Origin of the sequence: Parapusillimonas granuli (genome assembly GCF_013416525.1) — a bacterium.
In the GTDB taxonomy this organism is placed as follows: Bacteria; Pseudomonadota; Gammaproteobacteria; order Burkholderiales; family Burkholderiaceae_B; genus Parapusillimonas; species Parapusillimonas granuli.
The window spans coordinates 1-21,736 of the sequence record NZ_JACCEM010000008.1 but is presented as its reverse complement, the minus strand read 5'-3'; the positions used below and the strand labels follow the sequence as shown (position 1 = coordinate 21,736).

General features: G+C 63.6%; 24 protein-coding genes and 1 other RNA gene. 10 read left to right on the top strand and 15 right to left on the bottom strand.

Features of this window, described 5'->3' with window-relative positions:
- Position 1: 1 nt before the first annotated feature.
- From H0A72_RS15105 to H0A72_RS15065, 9 genes are all read right to left on the bottom strand, one after another.
- The gene (locus tag H0A72_RS15105) at positions 2-1,039 is read right to left on the bottom strand and encodes a FecCD family ABC transporter permease (protein ID WP_180156800.1); all 1,038 of its coding nucleotides are present in this window, start codon (positions 1,037-1,039) and stop codon (positions 2-4) included.
- Entirely contained in the window at positions 1,039-1,722 is a 684-nt protein-coding gene (gene ybgF / locus H0A72_RS15100) for a tol-pal system protein YbgF (protein WP_180156798.1), read from the bottom strand. Before ybgF ends, H0A72_RS15105 begins: the two co-directional genes overlap by 1 nt.
- A 99-nt stretch (positions 1,723-1,821) precedes the next feature.
- On the bottom strand, positions 1,822-2,319 hold the full coding sequence (gene pal / locus H0A72_RS15095) for a peptidoglycan-associated lipoprotein Pal (protein ID WP_180156796.1): 498 nt from the start codon (positions 2,317-2,319) through the stop codon (positions 1,822-1,824).
- Positions 2,320-2,351: 32 nt separating this feature from the next.
- Positions 2,352-3,605 carry a Tol-Pal system beta propeller repeat protein TolB gene (gene tolB / locus H0A72_RS15090; protein WP_246436972.1) on the bottom strand — a complete coding sequence of 418 codons (1,254 nt, stop codon included), beginning with the start codon at positions 3,603-3,605 and terminating at the stop codon, positions 2,352-2,354.
- Positions 3,606-3,677: 72 nt separating this feature from the next.
- Positions 3,678-5,069, bottom strand: a complete 1,392-nt coding sequence (gene tolA / locus H0A72_RS15085; protein ID WP_180156792.1) for a cell envelope integrity protein TolA — start codon at positions 5,067-5,069, stop codon at positions 3,678-3,680.
- Between the two features lie 55 nt (positions 5,070-5,124).
- Positions 5,125-5,562, bottom strand: coding sequence for a protein TolR (gene tolR, locus H0A72_RS15080; protein WP_180156790.1), 438 nt, complete (start codon positions 5,560-5,562; stop codon positions 5,125-5,127).
- On the bottom strand, positions 5,562-6,236 hold the full coding sequence (gene tolQ, locus H0A72_RS15075) for a protein TolQ (RefSeq protein WP_180156788.1): 675 nt from the start codon (positions 6,234-6,236) through the stop codon (positions 5,562-5,564). Before tolQ ends, tolR begins: the two co-directional genes overlap by 1 nt.
- Positions 6,237-6,238: 2 nt before the next feature.
- Entirely contained in the window at positions 6,239-6,664 is a 426-nt protein-coding gene (ybgC, locus tag H0A72_RS15070; protein ID WP_180156785.1) for a tol-pal system-associated acyl-CoA thioesterase, read from the bottom strand.
- 78 nt (positions 6,665-6,742) lie between these two features.
- Positions 6,743-8,476, bottom strand: coding sequence for a proline--tRNA ligase (locus H0A72_RS15065; protein WP_180156783.1), 1,734 nt, complete (start codon positions 8,474-8,476; stop codon positions 6,743-6,745).
- 65 nt (positions 8,477-8,541) lie between these two features.
- Here H0A72_RS15065 and H0A72_RS15060 point away from each other — a divergent pair, with 65 nt between their 5' ends.
- From H0A72_RS15060 to H0A72_RS15050, 3 genes are read left to right on the top strand one after another with little or no spacing between them, the layout of a single operon-like run.
- On the top strand, positions 8,542-9,108 hold the full coding sequence (locus H0A72_RS15060; RefSeq protein ID WP_180156781.1) for an RNA pyrophosphohydrolase: 567 nt from the start codon (positions 8,542-8,544) through the stop codon (positions 9,106-9,108).
- Positions 9,089-9,766, top strand: coding sequence for a response regulator (locus H0A72_RS15055; protein ID WP_180156779.1), 678 nt, complete (start codon positions 9,089-9,091; stop codon positions 9,764-9,766). The genes H0A72_RS15060 and H0A72_RS15055 overlap by 20 nt, the downstream gene beginning before the upstream one ends.
- Positions 9,766-11,280 carry a sensor histidine kinase gene (locus tag H0A72_RS15050; protein ID WP_180156777.1) on the top strand — a complete coding sequence of 505 codons (1,515 nt, stop codon included), beginning with the start codon at positions 9,766-9,768 and terminating at the stop codon, positions 11,278-11,280. Before H0A72_RS15055 ends, H0A72_RS15050 begins: the two co-directional genes overlap by 1 nt.
- Positions 11,281-11,298: 18 nt before the next feature.
- Here H0A72_RS15050 and H0A72_RS15045 read toward each other — a convergent pair whose 3' ends face one another.
- The 3 genes from H0A72_RS15045 to H0A72_RS15035 form a co-directional block, all read right to left on the bottom strand.
- A complete protein-coding gene (locus H0A72_RS15045; protein ID WP_180156775.1) occupies positions 11,299-12,201 on the bottom strand; it encodes an NAD(P)-dependent oxidoreductase in 903 nt (300 codons plus the stop codon).
- Between the two features lie 127 nt (positions 12,202-12,328).
- Entirely contained in the window at positions 12,329-13,834 is a 1,506-nt protein-coding gene (locus H0A72_RS15040; RefSeq protein WP_180156773.1) for a tripartite tricarboxylate transporter permease, read from the bottom strand.
- Between the two features lie 13 nt (positions 13,835-13,847).
- Positions 13,848-14,309, bottom strand: a complete 462-nt coding sequence (locus H0A72_RS15035; protein ID WP_180156772.1) for a tripartite tricarboxylate transporter TctB family protein — start codon at positions 14,307-14,309, stop codon at positions 13,848-13,850.
- Positions 14,310-14,643: 334 nt separating this feature from the next.
- Between H0A72_RS15035 and H0A72_RS15030 the strand changes: the two genes are divergently transcribed.
- The 4 genes from H0A72_RS15030 (at position 14,644) to H0A72_RS15015 (ending at position 16,438) form a co-directional block, all read left to right on the top strand.
- A complete protein-coding gene (locus H0A72_RS15030) occupies positions 14,644-15,081 on the top strand; it encodes a hypothetical protein (RefSeq protein ID WP_218953349.1) in 438 nt (145 codons plus the stop codon).
- A gap of 5 nt (positions 15,082-15,086) precedes the next feature.
- Positions 15,087-15,401, top strand: coding sequence for a cell division protein ZapA (locus H0A72_RS15025; protein ID WP_180156768.1), 315 nt, complete (start codon positions 15,087-15,089; stop codon positions 15,399-15,401).
- Between the two features lie 53 nt (positions 15,402-15,454).
- Positions 15,455-15,634: non-coding RNA, 6S RNA (ssrS, locus tag H0A72_RS15020), on the top strand.
- Between the two features lie 48 nt (positions 15,635-15,682).
- Complete coding sequence (locus H0A72_RS15015) at positions 15,683-16,438, top strand: SIMPL domain-containing protein (protein WP_180156766.1); 756 nt, start codon at positions 15,683-15,685, stop codon at positions 16,436-16,438.
- Here H0A72_RS15015 and lgt read toward each other — a convergent pair.
- A complete protein-coding gene (gene lgt, locus H0A72_RS15010) occupies positions 16,395-17,186 on the bottom strand; it encodes a prolipoprotein diacylglyceryl transferase (RefSeq protein WP_180156764.1) in 792 nt (263 codons plus the stop codon). The two genes, H0A72_RS15015 and lgt, sit on opposite strands and share 44 nt — an antisense overlap.
- Positions 17,187-17,286: 100 nt before the next feature.
- On the opposite strand from lgt, the gene H0A72_RS15005 reads away from it, so the two are divergent.
- Positions 17,287-17,637 carry a c-type cytochrome gene (locus H0A72_RS15005; protein WP_180156762.1) on the top strand — a complete coding sequence of 117 codons (351 nt, stop codon included), beginning with the start codon at positions 17,287-17,289 and terminating at the stop codon, positions 17,635-17,637.
- Between the two features lie 12 nt (positions 17,638-17,649).
- Positions 17,650-18,177, top strand: a complete 528-nt coding sequence (msrA, locus tag H0A72_RS15000) for a peptide-methionine (S)-S-oxide reductase MsrA (RefSeq protein ID WP_180156760.1) — start codon at positions 17,650-17,652, stop codon at positions 18,175-18,177.
- A gap of 41 nt (positions 18,178-18,218) precedes the next feature.
- On the opposite strand, the gene H0A72_RS14995 is transcribed toward msrA, so the two are convergent.
- Positions 18,219-19,187 carry a nucleoside recognition domain-containing protein gene (locus H0A72_RS14995; RefSeq protein ID WP_180156758.1) on the bottom strand — a complete coding sequence of 323 codons (969 nt, stop codon included), beginning with the start codon at positions 19,185-19,187 and terminating at the stop codon, positions 18,219-18,221.
- A 119-nt stretch (positions 19,188-19,306) separates the two neighbouring features.
- Positions 19,307-20,419, bottom strand: coding sequence for a 4-hydroxyphenylpyruvate dioxygenase (gene hppD / locus H0A72_RS14990; RefSeq protein ID WP_180156756.1), 1,113 nt, complete (start codon positions 20,417-20,419; stop codon positions 19,307-19,309).
- A 152-nt stretch (positions 20,420-20,571) separates the two neighbouring features.
- Between hppD and H0A72_RS14985 the strand changes: the two genes are divergently transcribed.
- The gene (locus tag H0A72_RS14985; RefSeq protein ID WP_180156754.1) at positions 20,572-21,048 is read left to right on the top strand and encodes an Lrp/AsnC family transcriptional regulator; all 477 of its coding nucleotides are present in this window, start codon (positions 20,572-20,574) and stop codon (positions 21,046-21,048) included.
- Positions 21,049-21,736 lie beyond the last annotated feature (688 nt).

Genomic DNA, 21,736 nt, shown 5'->3' with positions numbered 1-21,736 from the left:
CCTAGTACGCGCGGCGGCGCGTCAGGACGATGACGAAGAAGGGAATGCCGACCAGCGTGGTGACGATGCCGACCGGAATGACGACCTGGTCGCTGATGAGCTTGGCCGCGACGGAGGCCCCGAGAAGAATCAGGCTGCCCGTGGCGGCGCTGGCGGGCAGATACCAGCGGTGGTCCTCGCCCCACAGCCGGCGCGCGACATGGGGCGCGATCAGGCCGATGAAGCCGATCACGCCCACCAGGGCCACGGCCACGGAGGCCAGCATGCTGACGCGCAGCAGGGACCAGCGCCTGGTCCGCGCGGGATCCGCGCCGAAACTCACCGCCCGGGCGTCGCCGAAGCGCAGGGCGGTCAAGCGCCAGGCATTGCGCAGGGCGAAAGGAAACACGGCGGCCAGCACGCCGGCCATGACGGTCAGCTTGGGCCAGTCGCTGCGGGCCAGGCTGCCCATCATCCAGAAGACCAGGTCCTGCAGCGCCGCCGCATTGGCCAGCAGCTGGATCAGGGACAGCAGGGCGTTGAAGGCGAACACCAGCGCGATGCCGAACAGCACGATGCCGGCCGAGCCGATGCGGGCGCGCTTGGCGACCGCGTCGAGCGTCAGCGTGCACAGCAGGGCGAGCGAGAAAGCGCTGACGATGAGGGTGTGGTCGACGGACAGCAAAGGCAGCCGCCATTGGAAGACGAGAGTCAGGGCTGCGCCCAGCGCCGCCGCCGAGGACACGCCGAGCGTATAGGGGCTGGCCAGGGGGTTGTCGAGCACGGTCTGCATTTCCGCGCCGGCCAGCCCCAGCGCCGCGCCCACGAGCACCGCCATCAGTGCCTGCGGCAGGCGAATATGCCAGAAAATGACGTGCGCCGTGCCGGATTGCGGGTCCGCGACGCTGCGCCAAAGCTGGGCGAGGCCGATGCCGGAAGGGCCGAGCAGGACGTCGAGCACCGCCAGGATCAAGATGGCGGCCAGCACCGCGCCCAGCAGGCGCGCGCGCCTTCGCCACGCCGCCCGGTGGGCGGTGTGCGCGGGACTCGCCGTCGCCATTACTGCAGCAGCTTCAGGCGGCTCTTGGCCGTTTCGGCGGCGGAGGTCTGCGGGTAGTCCTTGACGATGCGCTGCAGGCTGGCCTTCGCGCCCTTCAGGTCGTTCAGCTCGATCTGGCTGGCCGCGATGACCAGCAGCGCGTCGGGCGCGCGCGGGTCCTGGGGCGTGGCCTGCACCATTTGCTGCAGGCCGCTGATGGAGCCCTTGAAGTCCTTGCTGGCGTAGCGGCTGCTGCCCTGGTAGAAGCGGGCTTCGGGCGCGAGCCGGCTGTCCGGGTAGGCCTCCAGGAAGGTCTGGAACGCGGCGGCGGCTTCTTTGTACTTGCCGCTGCGAAAGAGGCCCATGGGGCCTTCATAAGCCGCCTGTTCCTGCGGATCGGTGACCTTGGCGGCGTGGCCGCCGCTCTGGTCCTCGCTGGAACGCTTTTGCAGGTCCGACTGCCAGTTCAGCTGCTCGATCTGGCCGCGTATGCCGGCCAGTTCGTGCTGCAGGCTCTCGAGCTGATCGGCCAGCTGCAAGCGGGCCTGGCGGTTCTGTTCCGTGATCTGCTTGATCTGCTCGCGCAGCTCGAGTATGGCGCGGCGCGCTTCGTCGTCGGAAAACGCATGGGCCGGCGCTGCCGTCAGGCCGGACAGCGCCGCAGCCAGTGCAAGAGTGCCCAGGGACTTGGAATAAAGGCTCATATCTGCTTCCGTTAAAAAAATGCTTCCGGCTTGCCGCCCGTGGCAAAAAAAACGCCGCGGCGGTCCACCGCCACGGCGTCATTGCGGCGAGTCGCGCAATTATCGCTGATAGACGATGTCTGCGCGGCGGTTCTCGGCGTAGTCCGCTTCGGTGTTGCCCAGAGCGCGCGGGCGCTCTTTGCCGAAGCTTACCGCTTCGATCTGGTTGCTGTTGACGCCCAGCAGCGTCATCATGCGGGCGACGGCGTCGGAGCGGCGTTGGCCCAATGCCAGATTGTATTCCGAACCTCCGCGCGCATCAGCATTGCCTTCGATGCGGATTTTTTGCTGGCCGTGGCTCGTGAGGTAGGACGAGTGCATTTCGACCAGGCTGCGGTACTGTTCGGGCACGGTGTAGCTGTCGAAGTCGAAGTAGACCGAACGCTGTTGGGCGAGCGGGCTTTGGGGATTGAACGGGTCCATGATCTGCCCGGTGCCGGCGGTGTCCGTGCCACTTCCGGTACCGGTACCGGACTGGTCGAGAGGCACCGAGCTGCATGCCGCCAGCGTGGCGGCGAATGCGGCTATGGACAGACTTCTTGCAATGCGCGAGCTCATTTAAGTTCCTTTGAAAAAGAGTCACACTAAAATCAGTTGGTAAATGGTCCCCATGTTGGTTCACGTACTTTACCGTTGAGAGTCGAGAGTGTCTGGCGGACACGGCCATCGACTGAAGTAACGGCCAATACGCTACGGCCACCCTGCACGGAACTATATAGGATTTGCATTCCGTTCGGTGCAAAGCTTGGCGACTCGTCATCAGGACCGGCTGTCAGCAGCTGTTCGGACCCGGTGCCCATGTTTTGCATCGCGATACGGAATGCGCCATTTCTACGTGTAACGTACACCAGGTTATTGCCGTCTGGCGACATGGCCGGTGAGATATTGTAACTGCCGTTGAAGGTGATGCGCTGGGCCTCGCCCCCGCTGACGGGCACCTTGTAGATGTGCGGATTGCCGCCGCGGTCGCTGGTGAAGATCAGCGACGATCCGTCGGGGGTGTATTGCGGTTCCGTGTCGATCAGCGGCGAGCGCATCACCCGCCGCAGGCCGGAGCCGTCGGCGTTGATGATGTAGATCTGGGAGATCCCGTCGCGCGACAGCACGACGGCCAGCTGCTGCCCATCGGGCGACCAGGCGGGCGCGCTGTTGTTGCCCTTGAAGTTGGCCAAGGGCACGCGCTGGCCGGTTGCGAGGGTTTGTACATACACCACGGGCTTGCCCAGTTCGAAGCTTACATAGGCCAGGCGCTTGCCGTCGGGCGACCAGGCGGGCGATATGATGGACTGCTTGGAGCGCAGCATCACCTGCGGATTCTGGCCGTCGGCGTCTGCAATTTGTAACTCATAGCCGTTGCCGGTTTGCAACACGTATGCCAGGCGAGTGGAAAACACGCCGCGCACGCCCGTGATCTTCTCGTAGATGCGGTCGGCGATCTGGTGGGAGATGCGGCGCAATTCCTTCTCGGTGCCGCTGAAGGCGACGCCGTCGAGCTGGGTGCGGCGCACGGAATCCACCAGCCGGTAGCTGACGTTGTATTGCCCGCCGGATTGGCTGATCGAGCCATAGGCCACATAGTCGGCGCCCCGGTTGCGCCAGTCTTCGTAGGCGATGGAGCTTTCCGCGTTCAGGCTCGCGCCGGCCGCGTTGATCAGCTGGAACTGCCCGGAACGGGTGAGGTCCGCCCGTATGACTTCGGCGACGGCCTGGCCTTCGGTGGCGCCGCTGAAATCGGCGATGGCGATCGGGTACTGGGTGGCGCCCACGCCCGAAATGTCGACGCGCAATTGGGCGTCCGCCGACTTGGCGGCCAGCAGGCTGGCCGCCGCAAGAGCCAGACCCATGGCCCATGCGCGCCATCGGGAGGACGGGGCGATTGTTGCTGGAGTGAGGGCTGTCATATCTACTATCTCCTGTTAGTCGTACATTCGGTAGTCGCCCTCTATCGAGGAGGGATACTTTCCGGAAGGCGGTTTGGGGAAGGGCGAGCATGCCTGTATGCCCTTCCTGACTGCTTCGTCGAAGCGAGGGTTGCCTGATGAGCGGCGGATCACTACGTTTTCGACCGTGCCATTTGGCTTGAGACTTGCCAGATATTGTACTGTCGGGTTGGCGGATCCTTGCCGCGGGGGCACGCTGTAGACCACGCGCGGCCGTATGCAGGCGCGCACTTTGGAGGCGTAGCCGTCGTCGCCGCCGGCGCCGCCGCTCTGGTTGCGGTCGGCGGTGCCGCCCGGTATGCCCGCGGCGCCCAGGGCGTCGCCGCGCATCGCGGCCCGCAACGCGTCCCGCTTGGCGGCCTCTTCCTTGGCCTTCTTTTCGGCGGCGGCTTTCTCGGCCGCGGCTTTTTCGGCGGCAGCCTTCTTGGCGGCTTCCTCCTTGGCCTTCTTCTCCGCGGCGGCTTTTTCGGCCGCTGCCTTTTCTGCAGCGGCTTTCTTGGCGGCCTCTTCCTTGGCTTTCTTCTCGGCGGCGGCTTTTTCAGCGGCCGCCTTCTCGGCAGCGGCTTTCTTGGCCGCTTCCTCTTTGGCCTTTTTCTCGGCGGCAGCCTTTTCCGCAGCCGCTTTCTCAGCCGCGGCTTTCTCGGCCGCGGCTTTTTCGGCGGCAGCCTTTTCCGCAGCAGCCTTTTCCGCAGCAGCCTTCTCGGCGGCAGCCTTCTCGGCGGCAGCCTTTTCCGCAGCGGCCTTCTCGGCAGCGGCCTTCTCGGCAGCGGCCTTCTCGGCAGCGGCCTTCTCCGCGGCGGCTTTCTCGGCCGCGGCTTTCTTGGCGGCCTCTTCCTTGGCCTTTTTCTCGGCGGCGGCTTTTTCGGCGGCGGCCTTCTCCGCCGCCGCCTTCTCGGCGGCGAGCCGGGCCTCTTCCTGTTCCTTTTCCCGCTTCTTGCGCGCTTCTTCCAGCGCGATATCGGGATCCACTTCGGGCTCGGGCTGGGGCGCGGGCGGAGGTGTCGGCGCGGCGGGCGCCGGCGGGGGCGGCGGGGGCGGCGGCGGTTCGGGGGTCGGCGCGGGTTCCGGCTCCGGCTGGGGCTCCGGTTCCGGCTCGGGTTCGGTTTCAGGCTCCGCCTCGGGCTCGGCCTGGTCGGGTTCGGCGGCCTGTTCGGTGGTTTCGGGCTCGGCCGCGCTGGGCGTGGTGCCGTCGGCCCATAACTCGACCTGCACGGGGTTGGGCGTGCTGGGCGTCGCTATGAAGCCGAAGAGCATGAACAGCAGCAAGGCGGCATGGATGGCCACGGCATAGGCCAGCGCCCGACGTTCGTCCTGCTGTTCGGGGCTGCGGTATACCGGCTTGCGAGAATGTTTCTTCGTCTGCTTCATTGCGTAGCGTATGGGGCGCGAACGGCGGCCTGCCGCGCCGGCCCGCCTGGTTCGTTCACCGTTCGGGAGCCGACTTCTGGTCGACGAGCAGCCCCAGCTTGGAAATGCCGTTGCTGCGCAGCTGGTCCATGATCCTCATGACCGTTTCGTAGGGCACGCGCCCGTCCGCGGCGATCACCACGGGGGTATCGGCGGTAAGGCGTGTCCTGACCTCGGCGACCAGGTTCTGGCTGTTGATTTTTTCAAATTCCTGGCCGGCATCGCGCATGCGCAGCGAGATCGTTCCGTCTTCGCCGACCTGGACCTCCAGCGGCTTCGACCGCACTTCGGAGGCCTGGCCGACCGAAGGCAGCTCGATCAGCCCGGGGGTGATCATGGGCGCGGTCACCATGAAGATGACCAGCAGCACCAGCATGACGTCGATGTAGGGCACGACGTTGATTTCGTTCTTGAGTCGGCGAGAGCGGCCTGTGCCGCCACGGACGGATGGCATTAGCGAACCTGACGTTGCAAGATATTGAGGAATTCGTCGATGAAGCTGTCGAAGCGTATGGACAGGCGGTCGATCTCGTTGGTGTAGCGGTTGTAGGCCACCACCGCCGGAATCGCCGCGAACAGGCCGATGGCCGTGGCGATCAGCGCTTCGGCGATGCCGGGCGCGACGGCGGCCAGGGTGGCCTGCTGCATGGACGACAGCCCCATGAAGGCATGCATGATGCCCCAGACCGTGCCCAGCAGCCCGATGTAGGGGCTGACCGAGCCGGCGGAGGCGAGGAAGTTCAGGTGGGATTCCAGGCTGTCCATTTCGCGCTGGTAGGTGGCGCGCATGGCCCTGCGCGGGCCGTCCAGCATGGCGTCGCCGCCGCCGTTGCTGCGCCGCGCCTTGATGAATTCCGTCATGCCGGCGTCGAAGATGCGGGCCAGGGCGCCGTGCTCGGAACGGCGGGTGGCGATGGCCTGCTGCAGCACGGACAAGTCGCCGCCCGCCCAGAAGTCGTCTTCGAACCGCCGCGTCTGGTCGTTGGCGCGCTTGAGCGCCGCGCGTTTGCTGAAGATGTAGGTCCAGGAAAGAATGGAAATGCCCAGCAATATGAGCATGACGAGCTGTACGGGTATGCTGGCATCGATCAGCAATGTAAGCAACGAAAGGTCGCTAGAGGCTTGCATGGTTATTTCTTGGCCTTTTCCAGTATGGTTCTGAGTTCATCGGTAAGCGGGGCAGGGCGGAAGCTGTCGGTATCGACGCAGCATATTTGGATATCGCTCTCGCACAACAGTTCCCCGGCGCGGACGGCCGCCTGCCTGAAATGAATGGATGCCCGGCCCAGGCGGGTGATGTCGCTGCGTATCGTGAGCAAGTCATCTAGCCGTGCCGGTTTGCGGTATTGTATTTCAACGTTTTTTACGACGAATATGCGTTGCGCGGTTTCCGCGAGCTCGATCTGGTTGACGCCCAGCCGGCGCAGCCATTCCGTGCGGCCACGCTCGAAAAATTTTAGATAGTTGGCGTAGAACACCACGCCGCCCGCGTCCGTGTCCTCGTAATATACGCGAATATCCAGCTCTGAATTCTGTACGGTTGTGTCTGGTGGCATGTCTTTGGTTAAGCGGTGTGACAGGACGGTTTCCGGTGGCCCCAATACAAGCGGGCCGGCATGACCGGCCCGCGCCTGTTACAGGGATTTTAACTGCTGCAGGCTGAATTCGAGCGCCTGCTCGACCGGAATCTTGTCGGCCGCCGCCTGGCGCCGGGTCTGGATTTCGACGATGCCGTCCTTCAGGCCGCGATCGCCGATGGTGATGCGCAGGGGCGCGCCGATGAGCTCCCAGTCGGCGAACATGATGCCGGGCCGGATGTCGCGGTCGTCGAGCATGACGTCGACGCCGCTTGCCTGCAGCTCTTGATAGAGTTTTTCCGCGACGTTGCGGACTGTTTCACTTTTATGCAGGTTCATCGGGCAGATGACGGCCTCGAAGGGCGCGATGGCGCGCGGCCAGATGATGCCCTTGTCGTCGTGGTTCTGTTCGATGGCCGCCGCGGCGATGCGGCTGATGCCGATGCCGTAGCAGCCCATTTGCAGCACGGCCGGCTTGCCGTCGGTTTCCAGGAAGGTGGCGTTCAGGGCCTTGGAGTATTTGTCGCCCAGGAAGAACACATGGCCGACTTCGATGCCGCGCTGGATGGCCAGGACGCCGCCTTGCGGATCCGGGTCGCCAGAAACGACGTTGCGCAAATCGGCCTTGGCGGGCTCGGGCAGGTCGCGGCCCCAGTTGACGCCGGTGTAATGGTAGCCTTCTTCGTTGGCCCCGCAGACGAAGTCGCTCATGTGGGCGACGGTCAGGTCGGCGATCACGCTGACGGGCTTGGCGGTGTCGACGGGCCCCAGATAGCCCGGCACGCAGCCGAAGGTTTCCAGGATCTCGGCTTCCGTGGCGAAACGGTATCCGTTTTCGAAGCCGGGCAGCTTGCCGGTCTTGACTTCATTGAGCTCGTGGTCGCCGCGCAGCAGCAGCAGCCAGATGCGGGCCTGCTGCTTGCCCTCGGGGTCGTCGGTGGCCAGGACGATGGACTTGACGGTCCGCGCCAGCGGCAGCCCCAATTGCTCGGCGACGAGCTCGCACTTGGGGGCGTCGGGCGTGGCGGTTTTCGTCAGGGCCTGCGCCGGCGCGGCGCGCTCGGCGATCAGGCAGGGCGCTTCCGCCAGCTCGATGTTGGCGGCGTACTGGCTGGCCGGGTTGTAGACGACCAGGTCTTCGCCGGTGTCCGCGATGACCTGGAATTCATGGCTGCGCGAACCGCCGATCGAGCCGGTGTCCGCGGCCACCGCCCGGAATTCCAGCCCCAGCCGCTCGAAGATGCGCATGTAGGCCTGGAACATCGCGTCGTAGCTGGCTTGCGCCGAAGCCTCGTCGCGGTCGAAGGAATAGGCGTCCTTCATGGTGAACTCGCGCCCCCGCATCAGGCCGAAGCGCGGCCGGCGCTCGTCGCGGAACTTGGTCTGGATGTGATAGAAATTCAGCGGCAGCTGCCTCCAGCTGTGGATCTCGTTGCGCGCGATGTCGGTGATGACCTCTTCGGACGTGGGCTGGAGCACGAAGTCGCGCTGGTGCCTGTCTTTGATTCTCAGCAGTTCGGCCCCATATTGTTCCCAACGGCCCGATTCCATCCAGAGCTCGGCGGGCTGCACCACGGGCATCAGCAGCTCGATGGCGCCCGCCCGGTTCATTTCCTCGCGCACGATGCCTTCTATCTTGCGCAGGACCTTCAGGCCCAGGGGCATGTAAGTGTAGATCCCGCCCGCCGCCTTGCGGATCATCCCGGCGCGTGTCATCAGCTGATGGCTTTTTACTTCCGCTTCCGCGGGTGCTTCTTTCAGGGTGTTTATGTGATACTTGCTTGCATGCATGGTGAGGATCTCGACAGATACGTATAATCAACGGTAATTGTATTGAATTCGCTTTGGGGTGGCCCATGTTAGACCGTGAAGGCTACCGTCCTAATGTCGGCATTATCCTCGTAAATCAGAAAAACGAGGTTTTCTGGGGCAAACGTATTCGGGAGCACGCATGGCAGTTTCCGCAAGGCGGCATCAAGTACGGGGAAAGCCCCGTCCAGGCTATGTATCGCGAGCTGCACGAAGAAGTCGGCCTCCGACCGGAGCATGTACGCATATTAGGGCGGACGCGCGATTGGCTGCGCTATAACGTTCCAAGTAATTTCGTCCGGCGTGAATCGCGGGGACACTACAAGGGGCAGAAACAGATCTGGTTTTTGCTGCGCATGGTGGGCCGCGATTCCGACGTCTGCCTGCGTGCAACGCATAACCCCGAGTTCGACGCCTGGCGCTGGAGCCAGTACTGGGTGCCGCTGGATGCCGTCATCGAGTTCAAGCGCGAGGTCTATACCCTCGCCTTGAACGAACTGGCCATGATCCTCTTCAAGCGCGGCCAAGAAACCCGCTATCTGCGCCAGCGTGGGCAGCATCCACGCGCGCTGCCCGCAGCGGACGCCAAAGGCCATGCGCGTACTGCTGGTTGAAGACGAACGCGAGATGGCGGCGTGGCTGGAACGCGCCCTCGCTCAAAGCGGCTTCGTGCCCGACCACGCGCACGACGCCCAGACGGCCGAGCATCTGCTCAGCATGTCCGAGTACGACGCCGTCATCATGGACTTGCGCCTGCCCGACAAGCACGGCCTGGTGCTCCTGCGCGAAATGCGCAATCGGGGCGACATCACCCCGGTGCTCATCCTGACCGCGCAAGGGGCTTTGCAGGACCGGGTGCGCGGCCTGAACCTGGGCGCCGACGATTTCCTTTCCAAGCCTTTCGCGCTCGAAGAATTGGAGGCCCGGCTGGCCGCGCTGGTGCGGCGCAGCCGCGGCCGGCTGGTGCCGCAAATGCACTGCGGGTCGCTGGTCTACGACAGTGAAAGCCGCGCGTTCTCCCTGGACGGCGCCATCTTGCATCTCACGCCGCGCGAACATGCGGCCCTGGCAGCCCTCATCACGCGCAGCGGCGCGCCCATGGACAAGGCGCAGCTGTTCAGCAGGGTGTTCGATCACGACAGTGACACCAGCCCCGACGCCATCGAAGTCGTGCTGCACAGATTGCGCAAGAAGCTGGCGGGCAGCGACGTCCGCATCGTGACGGTGCGCGGCCTGGGCTACATGCTGGAAAGCCTGAGCGTCGATCCGTGATGATGCGCTGGTTTTCGCAAGCCTCGCGCGGCAGCATGCGGTTCTGGCTGCTGGTCCTGCTCATCCCCGGCACCATCGGCCTGTTGCTGTTCGACAGCGTGAAGGACTACCAGGCGCTCAATGCCGTGACCGAAGAAGTCTACGACAGCGCCCTGCTGGAACCCGCCAAAGTGCTGGAGACCAGCATCGAATTCAATCCCGACGGCTCGTTGCGCATCGATCCGCCTTTTTACGCCCAGGTGATGCTCGAATCGCGCGCCGGCAACCGCAAGTATTTCCGGGTAGAGGAAATATCCCCCATCGTCCTGAACCTGGCGGGCGCGCCCGCCAAGAACCTGGAAGGGCGGACCATGCTGGGCATGCAGGGCCTGCCGAAGCCGGAATTCCTGGCCGACAACGAAGGCATGCCCATTTTCTACAACGCCATGTACCGCAACGATCACCTGCGCCTGCTGGCGCTGTGGCGCGACCTGCACCTGAACGGCGTGCGGCGGCAGGTGCTGGTCATCGTGGGCGAAAGCCTGGACATGCGTCTGCGCACCCAGCAAGAGGCATGGCGGCACGGCCTGTTCCGCGACGGCCGCATGCTGATACTGGCGGTTCTGCTGGTGTGGGTCAGCGTGCAATGGGCCTTGCGGCCGCTGATCGAACTACGGCGCGAGATCAAGTCGCGCGACGTGGACAACCTGAGCCCGCTCGACGCGGAGCAGGTCCCGCGCGAGGTCGTCCCCCTGGTCGAGGCGGTGAACCACCACATCGACCTGTATCGCCGCGTGCTGGCCAAGCAGGCGCAATTCCTGGCCGACGCTTCGCACCAATTGCGCACGCCGCTTGCCATCATGCGCACCCAGGCTCAATACGCCAAGCGCGAACCCGACATCCAGCGCATGCGCGACACCCTGGATGCCATCATCCGCCAGCTCGGCCAGGCTTCCCGCCTGACGGAACAGCTGCTGTCGCTCGCGCATGCCAGCCGCAACGATGCCGCGCCCCAGTCGCTCGTCGACCTGAGCGCGCTTGCGCGTGAAGTCGTTCTTCAGTATTTGCCCCTGGCCCGGGAACGCAACCAGGACCTGGGCTGGGTGGACTGCGTCGCGGGGTGGTCGAGCCGCGACGACAGCGCGGGCCTGCCCCGGACCTGGGTGCTGGGCAGCGACGCCGAACTGCATGAATCCATCGCCAACCTGGTGCACAACGCCATCAACCACGCGGGCGATGGCTGCACCATCACGGTGTCGGCCGGCGCCGACGAGCAGGACGCGTGGGTCAGCGTGTGCGACAACGGCGTCGGGCTGGATCCATCGCTGCGCGACAGCGTATTCATGCGGTTCGATCGCGGCACCAGCAGCGGCCGCAGAGGCGCGCCGGGCAGCGGGTCGGGGCTGGGGCTGGCGATTGCGCTGGCCTATGCGCAGCGCAACCGGGGCACCATCGTGCTGACGGACGGGGAGCCGTCGGCGGACGGCGGCGTCGGCCTGTGCGCAACCCTGAAAGTGCCGCGCTACAAGGCCTGAGCCGCCTTGCCGCCGGGGTCAGCGCAGCCGCTTGATCAGGCTGGAGGTGTCCCAGCGGTTGCCGCCCATGTGCTGGACGTCGGCGTAGAACTGATCCACCAGCGCCGTGACGGGAACGCGCGCGCCGTTGCGCTTGGCTTCGTCCAGCACCAGGCCCAGGTCCTTGCGCATCCAGTCGACGGCGAAGCCGAAGTCGAACTTGTCTTCGATCATGGTGCTGCCGCGGTTTTCCATTTGCCAGCTCTGGGCGGCGCCCTTGCTGATCACCTGCAGCACCTTGGACATGTCCAGCCCCGCCGCCTGGCCGAAGGCAATGCCTTCGGAAAGCCCCTGCACCAGCCCGGCGATGCAGATCTGGTTGACCATCTTGCACAGCTGGCCCGCGCCGGGCTCGCCCAGCAGCGTGACGGCCTGGGCGAAATTCAGCGCCAGGGGCCGTATGGCGTCGAACCTGGCCTGTTCCCCCCCGCACATGACGGTGAGCTTGCCGTTGACCGCGCCCGCCTGGCCGCCCGACACCGGTGCGTCGATGAAGCCCACGCCTTTTTCCTTGGCCAGCGCGTACAGTTCGCGCGCGACTTCGGCCGAAGCGGTGGTGTGGTCCACGAAGATCGAGCCTTCATCCATGCCGGCCAATGCGCCGTTTTCGCCCAGCACCACGCTGCGCAGGTCGTCGTCGTTGCCGACGCAGCAGAACACCATGCTTGCGCCCCGCACGGCTTCGCGCGGCGTGCGCGCGGCGCTGCCGCCGAATTCCTGGACCCAATGTTCCGCCTTGGCGTAAGTGCGGTTGTAGACCGTAACGGAATGGCCGGCTTTGGCCAGATGCCCCGCCATGGGGAAGCCCATGACGCCCAGGCCCAGAAAGGCGACCTTGGCTGAAGGCTGGGTTTCGTAGGTCCTGGCATTGATGGAAGGCATATCGTTGTTCTCCATAGGTTGAATATTGGTTTTTTTGCAGCGCCTATAAGGTTACCTCATTGCCGACGCAAAAAACCCACCGCGCGGGTGGGTTTTTTGGCAGAGGGAGCGGGATCGAGCGCCGGCGTCAGCCTTCTTCGACGAATGTCTCTTGTCGCTTCTTCTTGATGGAAGGCAGGGCCACCAGGACCACCAGGAAGGCGGCGGCCACCAGCAGCGACAGCGACAGCGGACGCGTGACGAAGGTGGTGTAGTCGCCGCGCGCCAGCAGCAGGGCGCGACGGAAGTTTTCTTCCATCATGGGACCCAGCACCAGGCCCAGAAGCAGGGGCGCGCCTTCACACTTGAGCTTGGCCCAGACATAGCCGATGAAGCCGAAAGCCGCCGTCATCCAGATGTCGAACACGTTGTAGTTCAGCGAATACACGCCGATCGTGCAGAACACCAGAATGGCGGGGAACAGGATCCGGTAGGGCACGCGCAGCAGCTTGATCCACAGACCGACCAGCGGCAGGTTCAGGATGATCAGCATCAGGTTGCCGATCCACATGGACACGATCAGGCCCCAGAACAGCTCGGGGTGGCTGGTCATGACCTGGGGGCCGGGCTGGATGTTGTGGATGGTCATGGCGCCGATCATCAGGGCGGTCACGGCGTTGCCGGGAATGCCCAGAGTGAGCAGCGGGATGAACGAGGTCTGCGCCGCGGCGTTGTTGGCCGATTCCGGACCGGCCAGGCCGGCGGGGTGGCCTTTGCCGAAGCGCTCCGGATTCTTGGAGATCTTCTTTTCCAGAGTGTAGGACGCGAACGAGGACAGCACCGCGCCGCCGCCGGGCAGGATGCCCAGTGCCGAACCCAGGGCAGTGCCGCGCACGCATGCGGGCCAGGCTTCCTTGAATTCCTGCTTGTTGGGATACAGGCTGCCCACTTTGCCGGTGATGTCGACGCGCTGGTCTTTCAGTTCCAGGTTGGTCATGATTTCCGAGAAACCGAACACGCCCATCGCCACCACGGCGAAGTCGATGCCGTCCTGCAGCTCGGGGATGCCGAAATCATAGCGGGCCACGCCGGAGTTCACGTCGGTGCCGATCATGCCCAGCAGCAGGCCGAGCAGAATCATGCAGATCGCCTTGGGCAGCGAGCCGGAGGCAAGCACCACGGCGCCGATCAGGCCCAGCACCATCAGCGAGAAGTATTCCGCCGGGCCGAACTTGAAGGCGACTTCGGCCAGGGGAGGGGCGAAGCCCGCCAGCAGGATGGTGGCGACGCAGCCGGCGAAGAACGAGCCCAGGGCCGCGATGGCCAGGGCCGCGCCGGCCCGGCCGTTGCGGGCCATTTGGTGGCCGTCCAGCACCGTGACCACCGCGGCGGTTTCGCCGGGCAGCGCCACGAGAATGGCCGTGGTGGAGCCGCCGTACTGCGCGCCGTAGTAGATGCCGGCCAGCATGATCAGGCCGGCGACGGGCGGCAGCACGTAGGTGATGGGCAGCAGCATCGCGATGGTCGGCACCGGACCGATGCCGGGAAGCACGCCGATCAGGGTGCCCAGCAGACATCCCAGCAGGCAGTACACGATGTTTTCCATGCTGAGGGCGACCGAGAAGCCCAACGCCAGGTGTTCAAACAATTCCATGTTTCAAGGCTCCTTAATTGCCGATAAAGCTGGGCCACAGCGGGAAAATCAGGCCGAGCCCCTTGATGAAGGCGAGCCACACGAACAGTACGAGGAATATTCCGGTAAGGCCGGCCACTTTCCAGCTGAACTGGTGGCTGGCCATGCTGCTGAGGAAAACCAGCAGGAAGACGGACAGGTAGACGCCCAGGAAGTCGAAGACGATGCCGCAAAGCGCGACCGAGCCGATGATGACGATGGTGATCTTCCAGTCGAAGCGTTCGACTTCGGTTTCCTCTGCCTTGGGCGACATCGCGGTCAGCGCGACGATGGCGCCGAGCAGAGCCAGGAGCACGCCCAGCCAGAAGGGGAAGTACCCCGGGCCCATGCGGGCGGCGGTACCCATTGAATAATTGGTGGCACCCAGTGCGAATCCGACGCCTAGGGCGACGAACATTATGCCGGACCAGAAGTCCTGTTTGTTTTTGAGCTGCATGTTGATGAAATCTCCCCGACAGCATGATGAAACTGAAAGCCGGAGCGCCCCTGGCACCGCCGACGGTTTTCCGCGCGACAGAGTTCGGGAGCCCGAATCTCGAAGGTGAGGCATGGTAATTGACGGGAAGGGGGCTGAAAACCCAGATTTCCCCTCAGTTATCTAGGGTTAACCCGTAAAATTCTGGTTTTTTACATATTCCCGTAGCAAATGAGGCGTAATACCGACCCAAATGAAAGAATTTTGAAAGGTAACGGAAAGAGGGGTGAAAGGTTATGACAGCCGCCCACTTTTCCCTACCCAGATCGTCGCCGGATGGTTTACGATAACGCCCATGTTGCAAGATCTCGATTTCCTCGCCGCCCGTGTCGGGCAACTGGTGCAGCTTGCGCGGCAGCTTCAGGCCGAATGCGCCGCGCATCAGGCCCGGCTGCATACCCTCGAGCAAGAGCGCAATGCGTTGCGCGACGAACTTCACCGCCGCGACGCGGAATATTCCTCCGCCTCGGAACGCATGGCCGACCACGAAGCACAGTTGCAGGCCGTGCGCAACGAAGCGCAGGCGGCGCTCGCCGCGGCCAAGTCCGAATCGGACGCCCTGCAGGCCCAGCTGCACGCAGAACTGTCGCGCTACAAGACGGAAGCCGAGGCCCTGCGGGGGCGGCTGTCCGCCAGCGAGGCCGATTCCTCGCGCCTGCGCGGCGTCGCCGCCAAGGCGCGCGAACAGATTGATTCAATATTGATGCGCCTGCCCGGGGCGCCGCAGGAGTAGCGGTTATGGAACGCATCGACGTATCCATCTTGGGGCGCGATTATTCCCTGGCTTGCCTGCCCTCTGAAAAAGAGGCGTTGCTGGCCGCGGTGCGCCATGTCGACCAGCGCATGCTGGCCGTGAAAGGCTCTGGAAAAGTCTCCAGCAATGAACGCATCGCCGTCATGGCGGCCATACAGATCGCCGGCGAACTCTTGACCATGCGCGCGCCCGACGGGCCGCTCAGCAATGTTGCGCTTGGCGATTTCAAGCGTAAAATTGAAGGCATGCACGAAATGCTCGACCAGGTCGCCGGCCTGAAAACATCCGGCCCGACTTAGGTATAATGGGTGCATACAGATTTTCACGGATACGCCATGGCGTATTCAACGGTTAGTCCCTGCCGTGTTCGTGACTCGGCCAATATTCCTTGAACCAATGCTATGGCATTAGGTTGCCGGATTGACAAGTGGGCGTGCTCTCCTTAACTGGAGAACCCGAAGCTTGGCTGATGGCGACCACCTTGAACCTCAGGTTCCGGGATGCCGGCCTTGACGGCACAGGCGGGGCAATAAAACTAAGCTCGTCCTCCGGACGGGCTTTCCTTTTTTGGGGTGGCCGCATGCATCTTTCCGTACAGAAACGTAAACGTTTGTTGGCGTCGGCGCTGGGCGCCGCGGCGCTCGCCGCATCGCTTTGCGCCGTGGCGCAGGCGGCTCCGCGGGCCGACGGCCCCCGGCACCCGGCATACCGCGAGGCCTGGCCGCAGGCCAGCCTGCAGGCCGAGGCCGCGGCGGAAATCCCGCACGACACGGTCAGGATCACCCTGGCTTCCGAGGTCAGCGAATCGACCCAGGCGGCCGTGGCAGCGGCGCTTGCCCAGGTCATGGACGGCGTCATGGCGCAGGCCAAAGGCCACCAGGGCATCAAGGTCAGTACGGGCAACTACAACATCTGGCCCATGAACGACAAGGACGGAAAAATATCCAACTGGCGCGGGCGCGGCGAAATCGTGCTTCAGTCCAGCGACTTTGCCGCCGCATCCGAACTCGCCTCGAAATTCTCCGACCGCATGCCCATTTCCAATCTCGCGTTCTCGGTGTCGCCCGAAGCGCGGGCCAAGCAGGAAGAGGCGCTGCTGGAAAGCGCCGCCAAGGCATTCCGCGACCGCGCCCAGGCGCTGGCCTCGGCGTTCGGCTTTGCCGGCTACACCATCAAGAAGATCGACCTCGGCGGCGCCGGCACGCGTTTCGAAGCCGCGCCCCGGGCAATGATGATGGCCAAGTCGGCGGACGCTGCGGTGCCGCTGGAAGGCGGCACGGAACGCGTCACGGTCACGGTGCGGGGCGAGATCTTCTTGCGCTCAGAACAAAAATAAGCGCGCCGGCCAGGATCATGGGCAGGGAAAGCAACTGCCCCATCGACAGGCCGCCCGCCAGCAAGCCCAGGTAGTAGTCGGGCTCGCGGGTGTATTCCACCATGAAGCGGAACGCGCCGTAGCCTATCAGGAACAGGGCGCTGACCTGCCCCGTGGGGCGCGGCTTGCGCGCGAACCACCACAAGACGGCGAACAGCACGAAGCCCTCCAGCGCCATCTCGTACAGCTGCGAAGGGTGCCTGGCGATGCTGTCGCCCGCCTGCGGGAAGACCATGCCCCAAGGCGCCTGGGTCGGCCTGCCCCAGAGCTCCCCGTTGATGAAGTTGCCCAGGCGCCCGGCGGCCAGCCCCAGTGGAATCAAGGGCGCGATGAAATCGCCCACTTCCAGCATGCTGCGGCCGCGCTGCCGCGCGAACAGCAGCAGCACCACGATGACGCCGATCAGGCCGCCATGGAAAGACATGCCGCCCTGCCACAGATACAGGACCTGGATGGGATCGGACAGGTATTCGGACGGCTTGTAGAACAGCACGTAGCCCAGCCGGCCCCCGGCGACGACGCCGAGCACGCTGTAGAAGATCAAGTCCTCGAGATCGCGCAGGGTCAGGTCGGACAGCCCGCGCCGGATGCGCCAGCGGCCGAACATCCAGACCAGGCTGAAGCCGATCAGATACATCAGCCCATACCAATGGACGGCGATGGGACCGATCTGGAATGCGACGGGGTCGATTTGGGGGTAGTGCAGCATATGAAAGGTGTCGTCTCTACGGAATATCGTCGATAATACCCGATACGCCCTCGGGCATCGGGCGGCGCCACGGCTTATTCAATGATCACCGGGTTGGTTTATGCGTTCGTTTTTCAGTATCGTTTCGTTAGGCGTTGCCGGCTTTTTCTGGGTCGGCGCCGCCCAGGGGCAGTCCACCACCGGCCTGGCGCTGGCGCAGGCGAGCAATTGCATGGCCTGTCATCAGGTCGATAAAAAGCGTGTCGGCCCGTCTTTTGAAGTCATCGCGGAAAGATTCGCGGGCCAGGAGGCCGCGGTGCCGTATCTGGCCAACGCCATCATCCGCGGCGGGCGGGGGCGCTGGGGCGCGGTGCCCATGCCCGCCCAGCCGCAAGTCAGTCCCGCCAATGCGCAGCTGCTTGCGGCGTGGATATTGTCGCTGGCCGACAAGCGGGCGGCCAAGGTCGAATAGGAATCGGGCATCATGACGGAAATTGCGATATTGGGCGGCGGGTGCTTCTGGTGCATCGAGCCGGTTTTCAAGGCCATGCGCGGCGTGGCGGACGTCACGCCCGGGTACAGCGGCGGGCATGTCGATGACCCGAGCTATGAGCAGGTCTGCACCAAGACCACCGGGCACATCGAGGTCGTGCGTGTGGAATTCGACCCGCAGGTCGTCGATTACGAAACGGTGTTGCGCGTGTTCTTCGCCGTCCATGATCCAACGACGCCGGATCGGCAGGGCGCCGACGTGGGCCCGCAATATGCATCGGCCATTTTCTGCCAGTCGCCGGCGCAGCGGGCGGTCGCCGAGTCATTGATCGCGGAGCTGCAGGCCGAGACGGGCCAGGCCATCGTCACCCGTTTGCTTGGCGCGGAAAAGTTCTGGCCGGCCGAGGACTACCACCACGATTATTTTGCGCGCAATCCTTATCAAGGCTATTGCCAGGCCGTGATTTCTCCGAAGCTTGCGAAGTTCCGGCAGCGGTATGCGCATTTGCTGGCGCAATAGGCGGCCGGGCGGTTTGCCCGGGCCGCGCAAGGCGCCGGAACTCAGGCCTGCCCGGCACCCGTTGCGGGAATGCTCCGCCAGTTCCCCCGATTCGTCAGCCGCGCCAGCGCCGCCACGATGAGCAGCGTGAGCGCCACGCGGCCCACCAGGACGATCCAGATATCCGCGCCCAGCGCCAGCAACAGCAGCGTGTCCTCGATCAAGGAATGCGACAGGCAAAGCCACGACAAGGCCAGGAAGCGCGTGCGCGCCGGGAAGTTCTGTTTCTCGGCTTCCTCGATGATCAGCGCGCCGCCATAAGTAAGGCCGAGCAGAACCCCCACCGTCGTGACCGGCGCCACATTGGCGTCGAGCCCCGAAACCCGCAGCAGCGGCATCATCAGCCGGGTGAAGCGGCGCGTGATGCCAAGGCGGTCGAGCAAGTCCAGGGCGACCACCAGCACGAAGATGATGCACAAAGTCAGGCCCAGCGAGAACGCCGTGGACTGCACCCAGCCGAAGAAAGGAGAGCCCGCATCCGCCGCGATGACCTCGGAGCCGCGCAGCCAGTCGAAAGAAAGCGGCTCGGACAGCGCGCCCGTCAGATGGCACACCCATGAAACCAGGCCGCCATAGAAGACGGCGGTGCCGATGCGCAAGGCGGCGGTGACCCCGAACCCGGCGCCCGCGCGGCGGACGATGGCCTGTTCCACCGGAATGGCGTGGGCGAACAGCATCATGGCGCAGAGCGCGCTGACCTGCGCGACGCTCATGTCGGGCGGGGACGGCAGGCTGCTGAGGGTCGCGATGCCGCCGTAGATGCCGGTAAGCACGGTGGTGGCCCAGATGATGCCTGCCTCGGGCGGCAGGTGCAGCAAGGACATGGCGGGTGCGATCAGCCGCCCCACCAAGTCGACCAGACCGAAAAGGTCGGCGATCTTCACGATGATCATCACAGGCAGCATCACCTTGGTCACCGTGATGAACAGCCGCCAGCTGCGCTTGGCAAGCGCTTTCAGATACGCAAGCATCCCACTTCCCCCATGAACCTCAGGATTCTAGCCGTTTGCGGGGAAGCTTGCCCGGGCGGCCGGCGCATCGCCCGCTGCGCCGGCCGACGCATGGGGCGAAGCCCGGCCGAGCCCCGCGGTCAGTCCACGGATTTCAATACGCCGCGGCGCATCTGGTCCAGCTCGATGGATTCGAACAGCGCCTTGAAATTCCCTTCGCCGAAGCCGTCATTCCCCTTGCGCTGGATGATTTCGAAGAAGATCGGGCCGATCTGGTTTTCCGTGAAGATCTGCAGCAGCAAGCCGCCGTCGTCGGTGCCGTCGAGCAGTATCTTGTTCTTGCGCAGCCGCGCGACGTCTTCGCCATGATTGGGCAGGCGGCGGTCCAGCAGTTCATAATAGGTGTCCGGCGTATCCAGGAACTGAAGGCCGGCGGTCCTGAGCTTTTCCACCGTATCGTAGATATTGTCGGTCGCCAGCGCGATGTGCTGTATGCCTTCGCCGCGATACAGGTCCAGGTATTCCTGGATCTGGCCTTTTTCCTCGGTGCCTTCTTCGTTGATCGGGATCCGTATCGTGCCGCAAGGCGAGGTCATGGCCTTGGACTTCACGCCCGTGACCTTGCCTTCTATGTCGAAATAACGGATCTCGCGGAAATTGAACAGGCGCTCGTAGAACTCCGCCCACTCTTCCATGCGGCCTTTGTGCACATTGTGGGTCAGGTGGTCGACCAAGGTCAGCCCCGCGCCTTTGTGCGCGACGTCCTCGGTGGCGGTGGATGCGTCGATGGGTTCGAAATCCACGTCATAGATGCTGATGTCGCCAATCCCGCCATGCCCCTTCTTGCCGTTCCAGCGATCGACGAGGTAGATCAGGGAGTCGCCTATGCCCTTGATGGCCGGAATGTTCAGCTCCATGGGGCCGCTGCGTGAATCGAAGCCCCAGGCGCCCAATTCGAGTGCGCGCTTATAGGCCTTGGCCGCGTCCTGGACGCGAAAGGCAATGGCGCAGATGGACGGCCCATGCAGGCGCGCGAAGCGCTGTGCGAAGGAGTCGGGTTCGGCATTGATCAGGAAATTGATGCCGCCCTGCCGATACAGGGTCACGTTCTTGTTGCGATGGCGGGCGATCGCCTTGAAGCCGAGCGCCTCGAATACCTTGCCCAGCGCCACCGGGTCCGGGGCGGTGTATTCGATGAATTCGAAACCCGCGGTGCCCATGGGGTTGTCCCATGCTTGAAAACTGTTTGTCATCGTCCTTGCTCCGTCGTATTGATTTGATGTGCATCAACAAAAGGTGATGGAGAAATTCTAAGAAAAAACGCTGGCAGGAGATTGCCAACATGCATCCAAATTGCCATTATTGAGCAATAATCTACTTGGGATGAATTATTTGGTGGTGGTTTATGTCACAAAATGACTTAGATAAAACAGACCGGCGTATTTTGATGGAATTGCAGCGCAATGGCCGCATCAGCAACCAGGATCTCGCTGATCGGGTGTCGCTGTCGCCCAGCCCCTGCCTGCGGCGGGTGCGGCGCCTGGAAGAGGAAGGCTATATAGAAAGCTATGTGGCGCTGGTGAATCCCGACAAGGTGGGGCTCAAGTTGCTGGCCTACGTCACCATCCGCCTGAACAAGGTCTTCCGTGCAACCCATGCGCCGGTGTCCGACTTCGCCCGGGACGTGCAGACCTGGCCCGAAGTGGTGGAGTGCTATGCAATGTCCGGCGACATGGACTATTTGCTTAGAGTGCAGGTCGGCGACCTGGCCGAGTTCTCGCGTTTCGCCATGGACAAGCTCATGCAGCATCCGGCGGTCGTCGATATGCGGTCGAGCTTCACTCTGCAGCGCATCAAGGAGACGACGGTGCTGGCGGTGTGAGCGGTGTGACCGCGTGAGGCGGCGGGCGTGCCCGCGCCGCCGCGGCAAACGCATGGAAATCAAGGGCTTGCCGGGCCTGGTGCTTTTTTTCGTCGTGGCTGGGGCACACGGACTTGCACGCGGTGAAGAATTGATGCTATAGTTCCGTTCCTCGCTGATCGAGATCTAGGGTTTTCCCTAGCGAGCGGCGGGGCGGCAAGACCGGCGAGGTCATGCGGGCGGTAAGGGCGGTGGCTTGTGCGGCGAAGGACTGCGGCGCAAGGGAAGTCGAAGCAGGAGGTTTTCGGGAGAGCACTTCAGAAAGTCTTCGATTTGACAGCCTAAAAAAACTGCTTCATAATCTCGTTTCTCTGCTTCAAGCGCAGCGCGGCACGCAAGTGCAGCCGGCGGGCGAGGCGGGGGCGGAAGTGCCGATGGGCGGCGAGGCTAGGGCTTCGGTTGACCATCACCCTTGTTCTTTAACAATCAAACAGCCGATAAGTGTGGGCGCTTGGAATGCGACGCAAGCGAGGCCTCTTTCACGAGGGGCTTTTGCCAACGTTATTTATCAAGTGCTCACAGTAAATGAAGAAGTAAGGTTTTAAGAGATTAGAACACTTGTCTTTTTCGTTTGAGTGAAGCGACGTATGTCCCGAGTGTCTTTGGATGCTTGAGGAATTTACGATTACAGGAATTGAACTGAAGAGTT

Coding starts and splice junctions, on each gene's coding strand:
- H0A72_RS15030 (WP_218953349.1), top strand. CDS start 14,644: ATGTTGCAAGATCTCGATTTCCTCGCCGCCCGTGTCGGGCAACTGGTG.
- msrA (WP_180156760.1), top strand. CDS start 17,650: ATGACGGAAATTGCGATATTGGGCGGCGGGTGCTTCTGGTGCATCGAG.
- H0A72_RS15050 (WP_180156777.1), top strand. CDS start 9,766: ATGATGCGCTGGTTTTCGCAAGCCTCGCGCGGCAGCATGCGGTTCTGG.
- H0A72_RS15065 (WP_180156783.1), bottom strand. CDS start 8,476: ATGCATGCAAGCAAGTATCACATAAACACCCTGAAAGAAGCACCCGCG.
- tolQ (WP_180156788.1), bottom strand. CDS start 6,236: ATGCAAGCCTCTAGCGACCTTTCGTTGCTTACATTGCTGATCGATGCC.
- H0A72_RS15105 (WP_180156800.1), bottom strand. CDS start 1,039: ATGGCGACGGCGAGTCCCGCGCACACCGCCCACCGGGCGGCGTGGCGA.
- H0A72_RS15025 (WP_180156768.1), top strand. CDS start 15,087: ATGGAACGCATCGACGTATCCATCTTGGGGCGCGATTATTCCCTGGCT.
- H0A72_RS15060 (WP_180156781.1), top strand. CDS start 8,542: ATGTTAGACCGTGAAGGCTACCGTCCTAATGTCGGCATTATCCTCGTA.
- H0A72_RS15005 (WP_180156762.1), top strand. CDS start 17,287: ATGCGTTCGTTTTTCAGTATCGTTTCGTTAGGCGTTGCCGGCTTTTTC.
- ybgF (WP_180156798.1), bottom strand. CDS start 1,722: ATGAGCCTTTATTCCAAGTCCCTGGGCACTCTTGCACTGGCTGCGGCG.
- tolB (WP_246436972.1), bottom strand. CDS start 3,605: ATGGGTCTGGCTCTTGCGGCGGCCAGCCTGCTGGCCGCCAAGTCGGCG.
- H0A72_RS14985 (WP_180156754.1), top strand. CDS start 20,572: ATGTCACAAAATGACTTAGATAAAACAGACCGGCGTATTTTGATGGAA.
- H0A72_RS15045 (WP_180156775.1), bottom strand. CDS start 12,201: ATGCCTTCCATCAATGCCAGGACCTACGAAACCCAGCCTTCAGCCAAG.
- H0A72_RS14995 (WP_180156758.1), bottom strand. CDS start 19,187: ATGCTTGCGTATCTGAAAGCGCTTGCCAAGCGCAGCTGGCGGCTGTTC.
- hppD (WP_180156756.1), bottom strand. CDS start 20,419: ATGACAAACAGTTTTCAAGCATGGGACAACCCCATGGGCACCGCGGGT.
- H0A72_RS15015 (WP_180156766.1), top strand. CDS start 15,683: ATGCATCTTTCCGTACAGAAACGTAAACGTTTGTTGGCGTCGGCGCTG.
- lgt (WP_180156764.1), bottom strand. CDS start 17,186: ATGCTGCACTACCCCCAAATCGACCCCGTCGCATTCCAGATCGGTCCC.
- pal (WP_180156796.1), bottom strand. CDS start 2,319: ATGAGCTCGCGCATTGCAAGAAGTCTGTCCATAGCCGCATTCGCCGCC.
- H0A72_RS15055 (WP_180156779.1), top strand. CDS start 9,089: ATGCGCGTACTGCTGGTTGAAGACGAACGCGAGATGGCGGCGTGGCTG.
- tolA (WP_180156792.1), bottom strand. CDS start 5,069: ATGAAGCAGACGAAGAAACATTCTCGCAAGCCGGTATACCGCAGCCCC.
- tolR (WP_180156790.1), bottom strand. CDS start 5,562: ATGCCATCCGTCCGTGGCGGCACAGGCCGCTCTCGCCGACTCAAGAAC.
- H0A72_RS15035 (WP_180156772.1), bottom strand. CDS start 14,309: ATGCAGCTCAAAAACAAACAGGACTTCTGGTCCGGCATAATGTTCGTC.
- H0A72_RS15040 (WP_180156773.1), bottom strand. CDS start 13,834: ATGGAATTGTTTGAACACCTGGCGTTGGGCTTCTCGGTCGCCCTCAGC.
- ybgC (WP_180156785.1), bottom strand. CDS start 6,664: ATGCCACCAGACACAACCGTACAGAATTCAGAGCTGGATATTCGCGTA.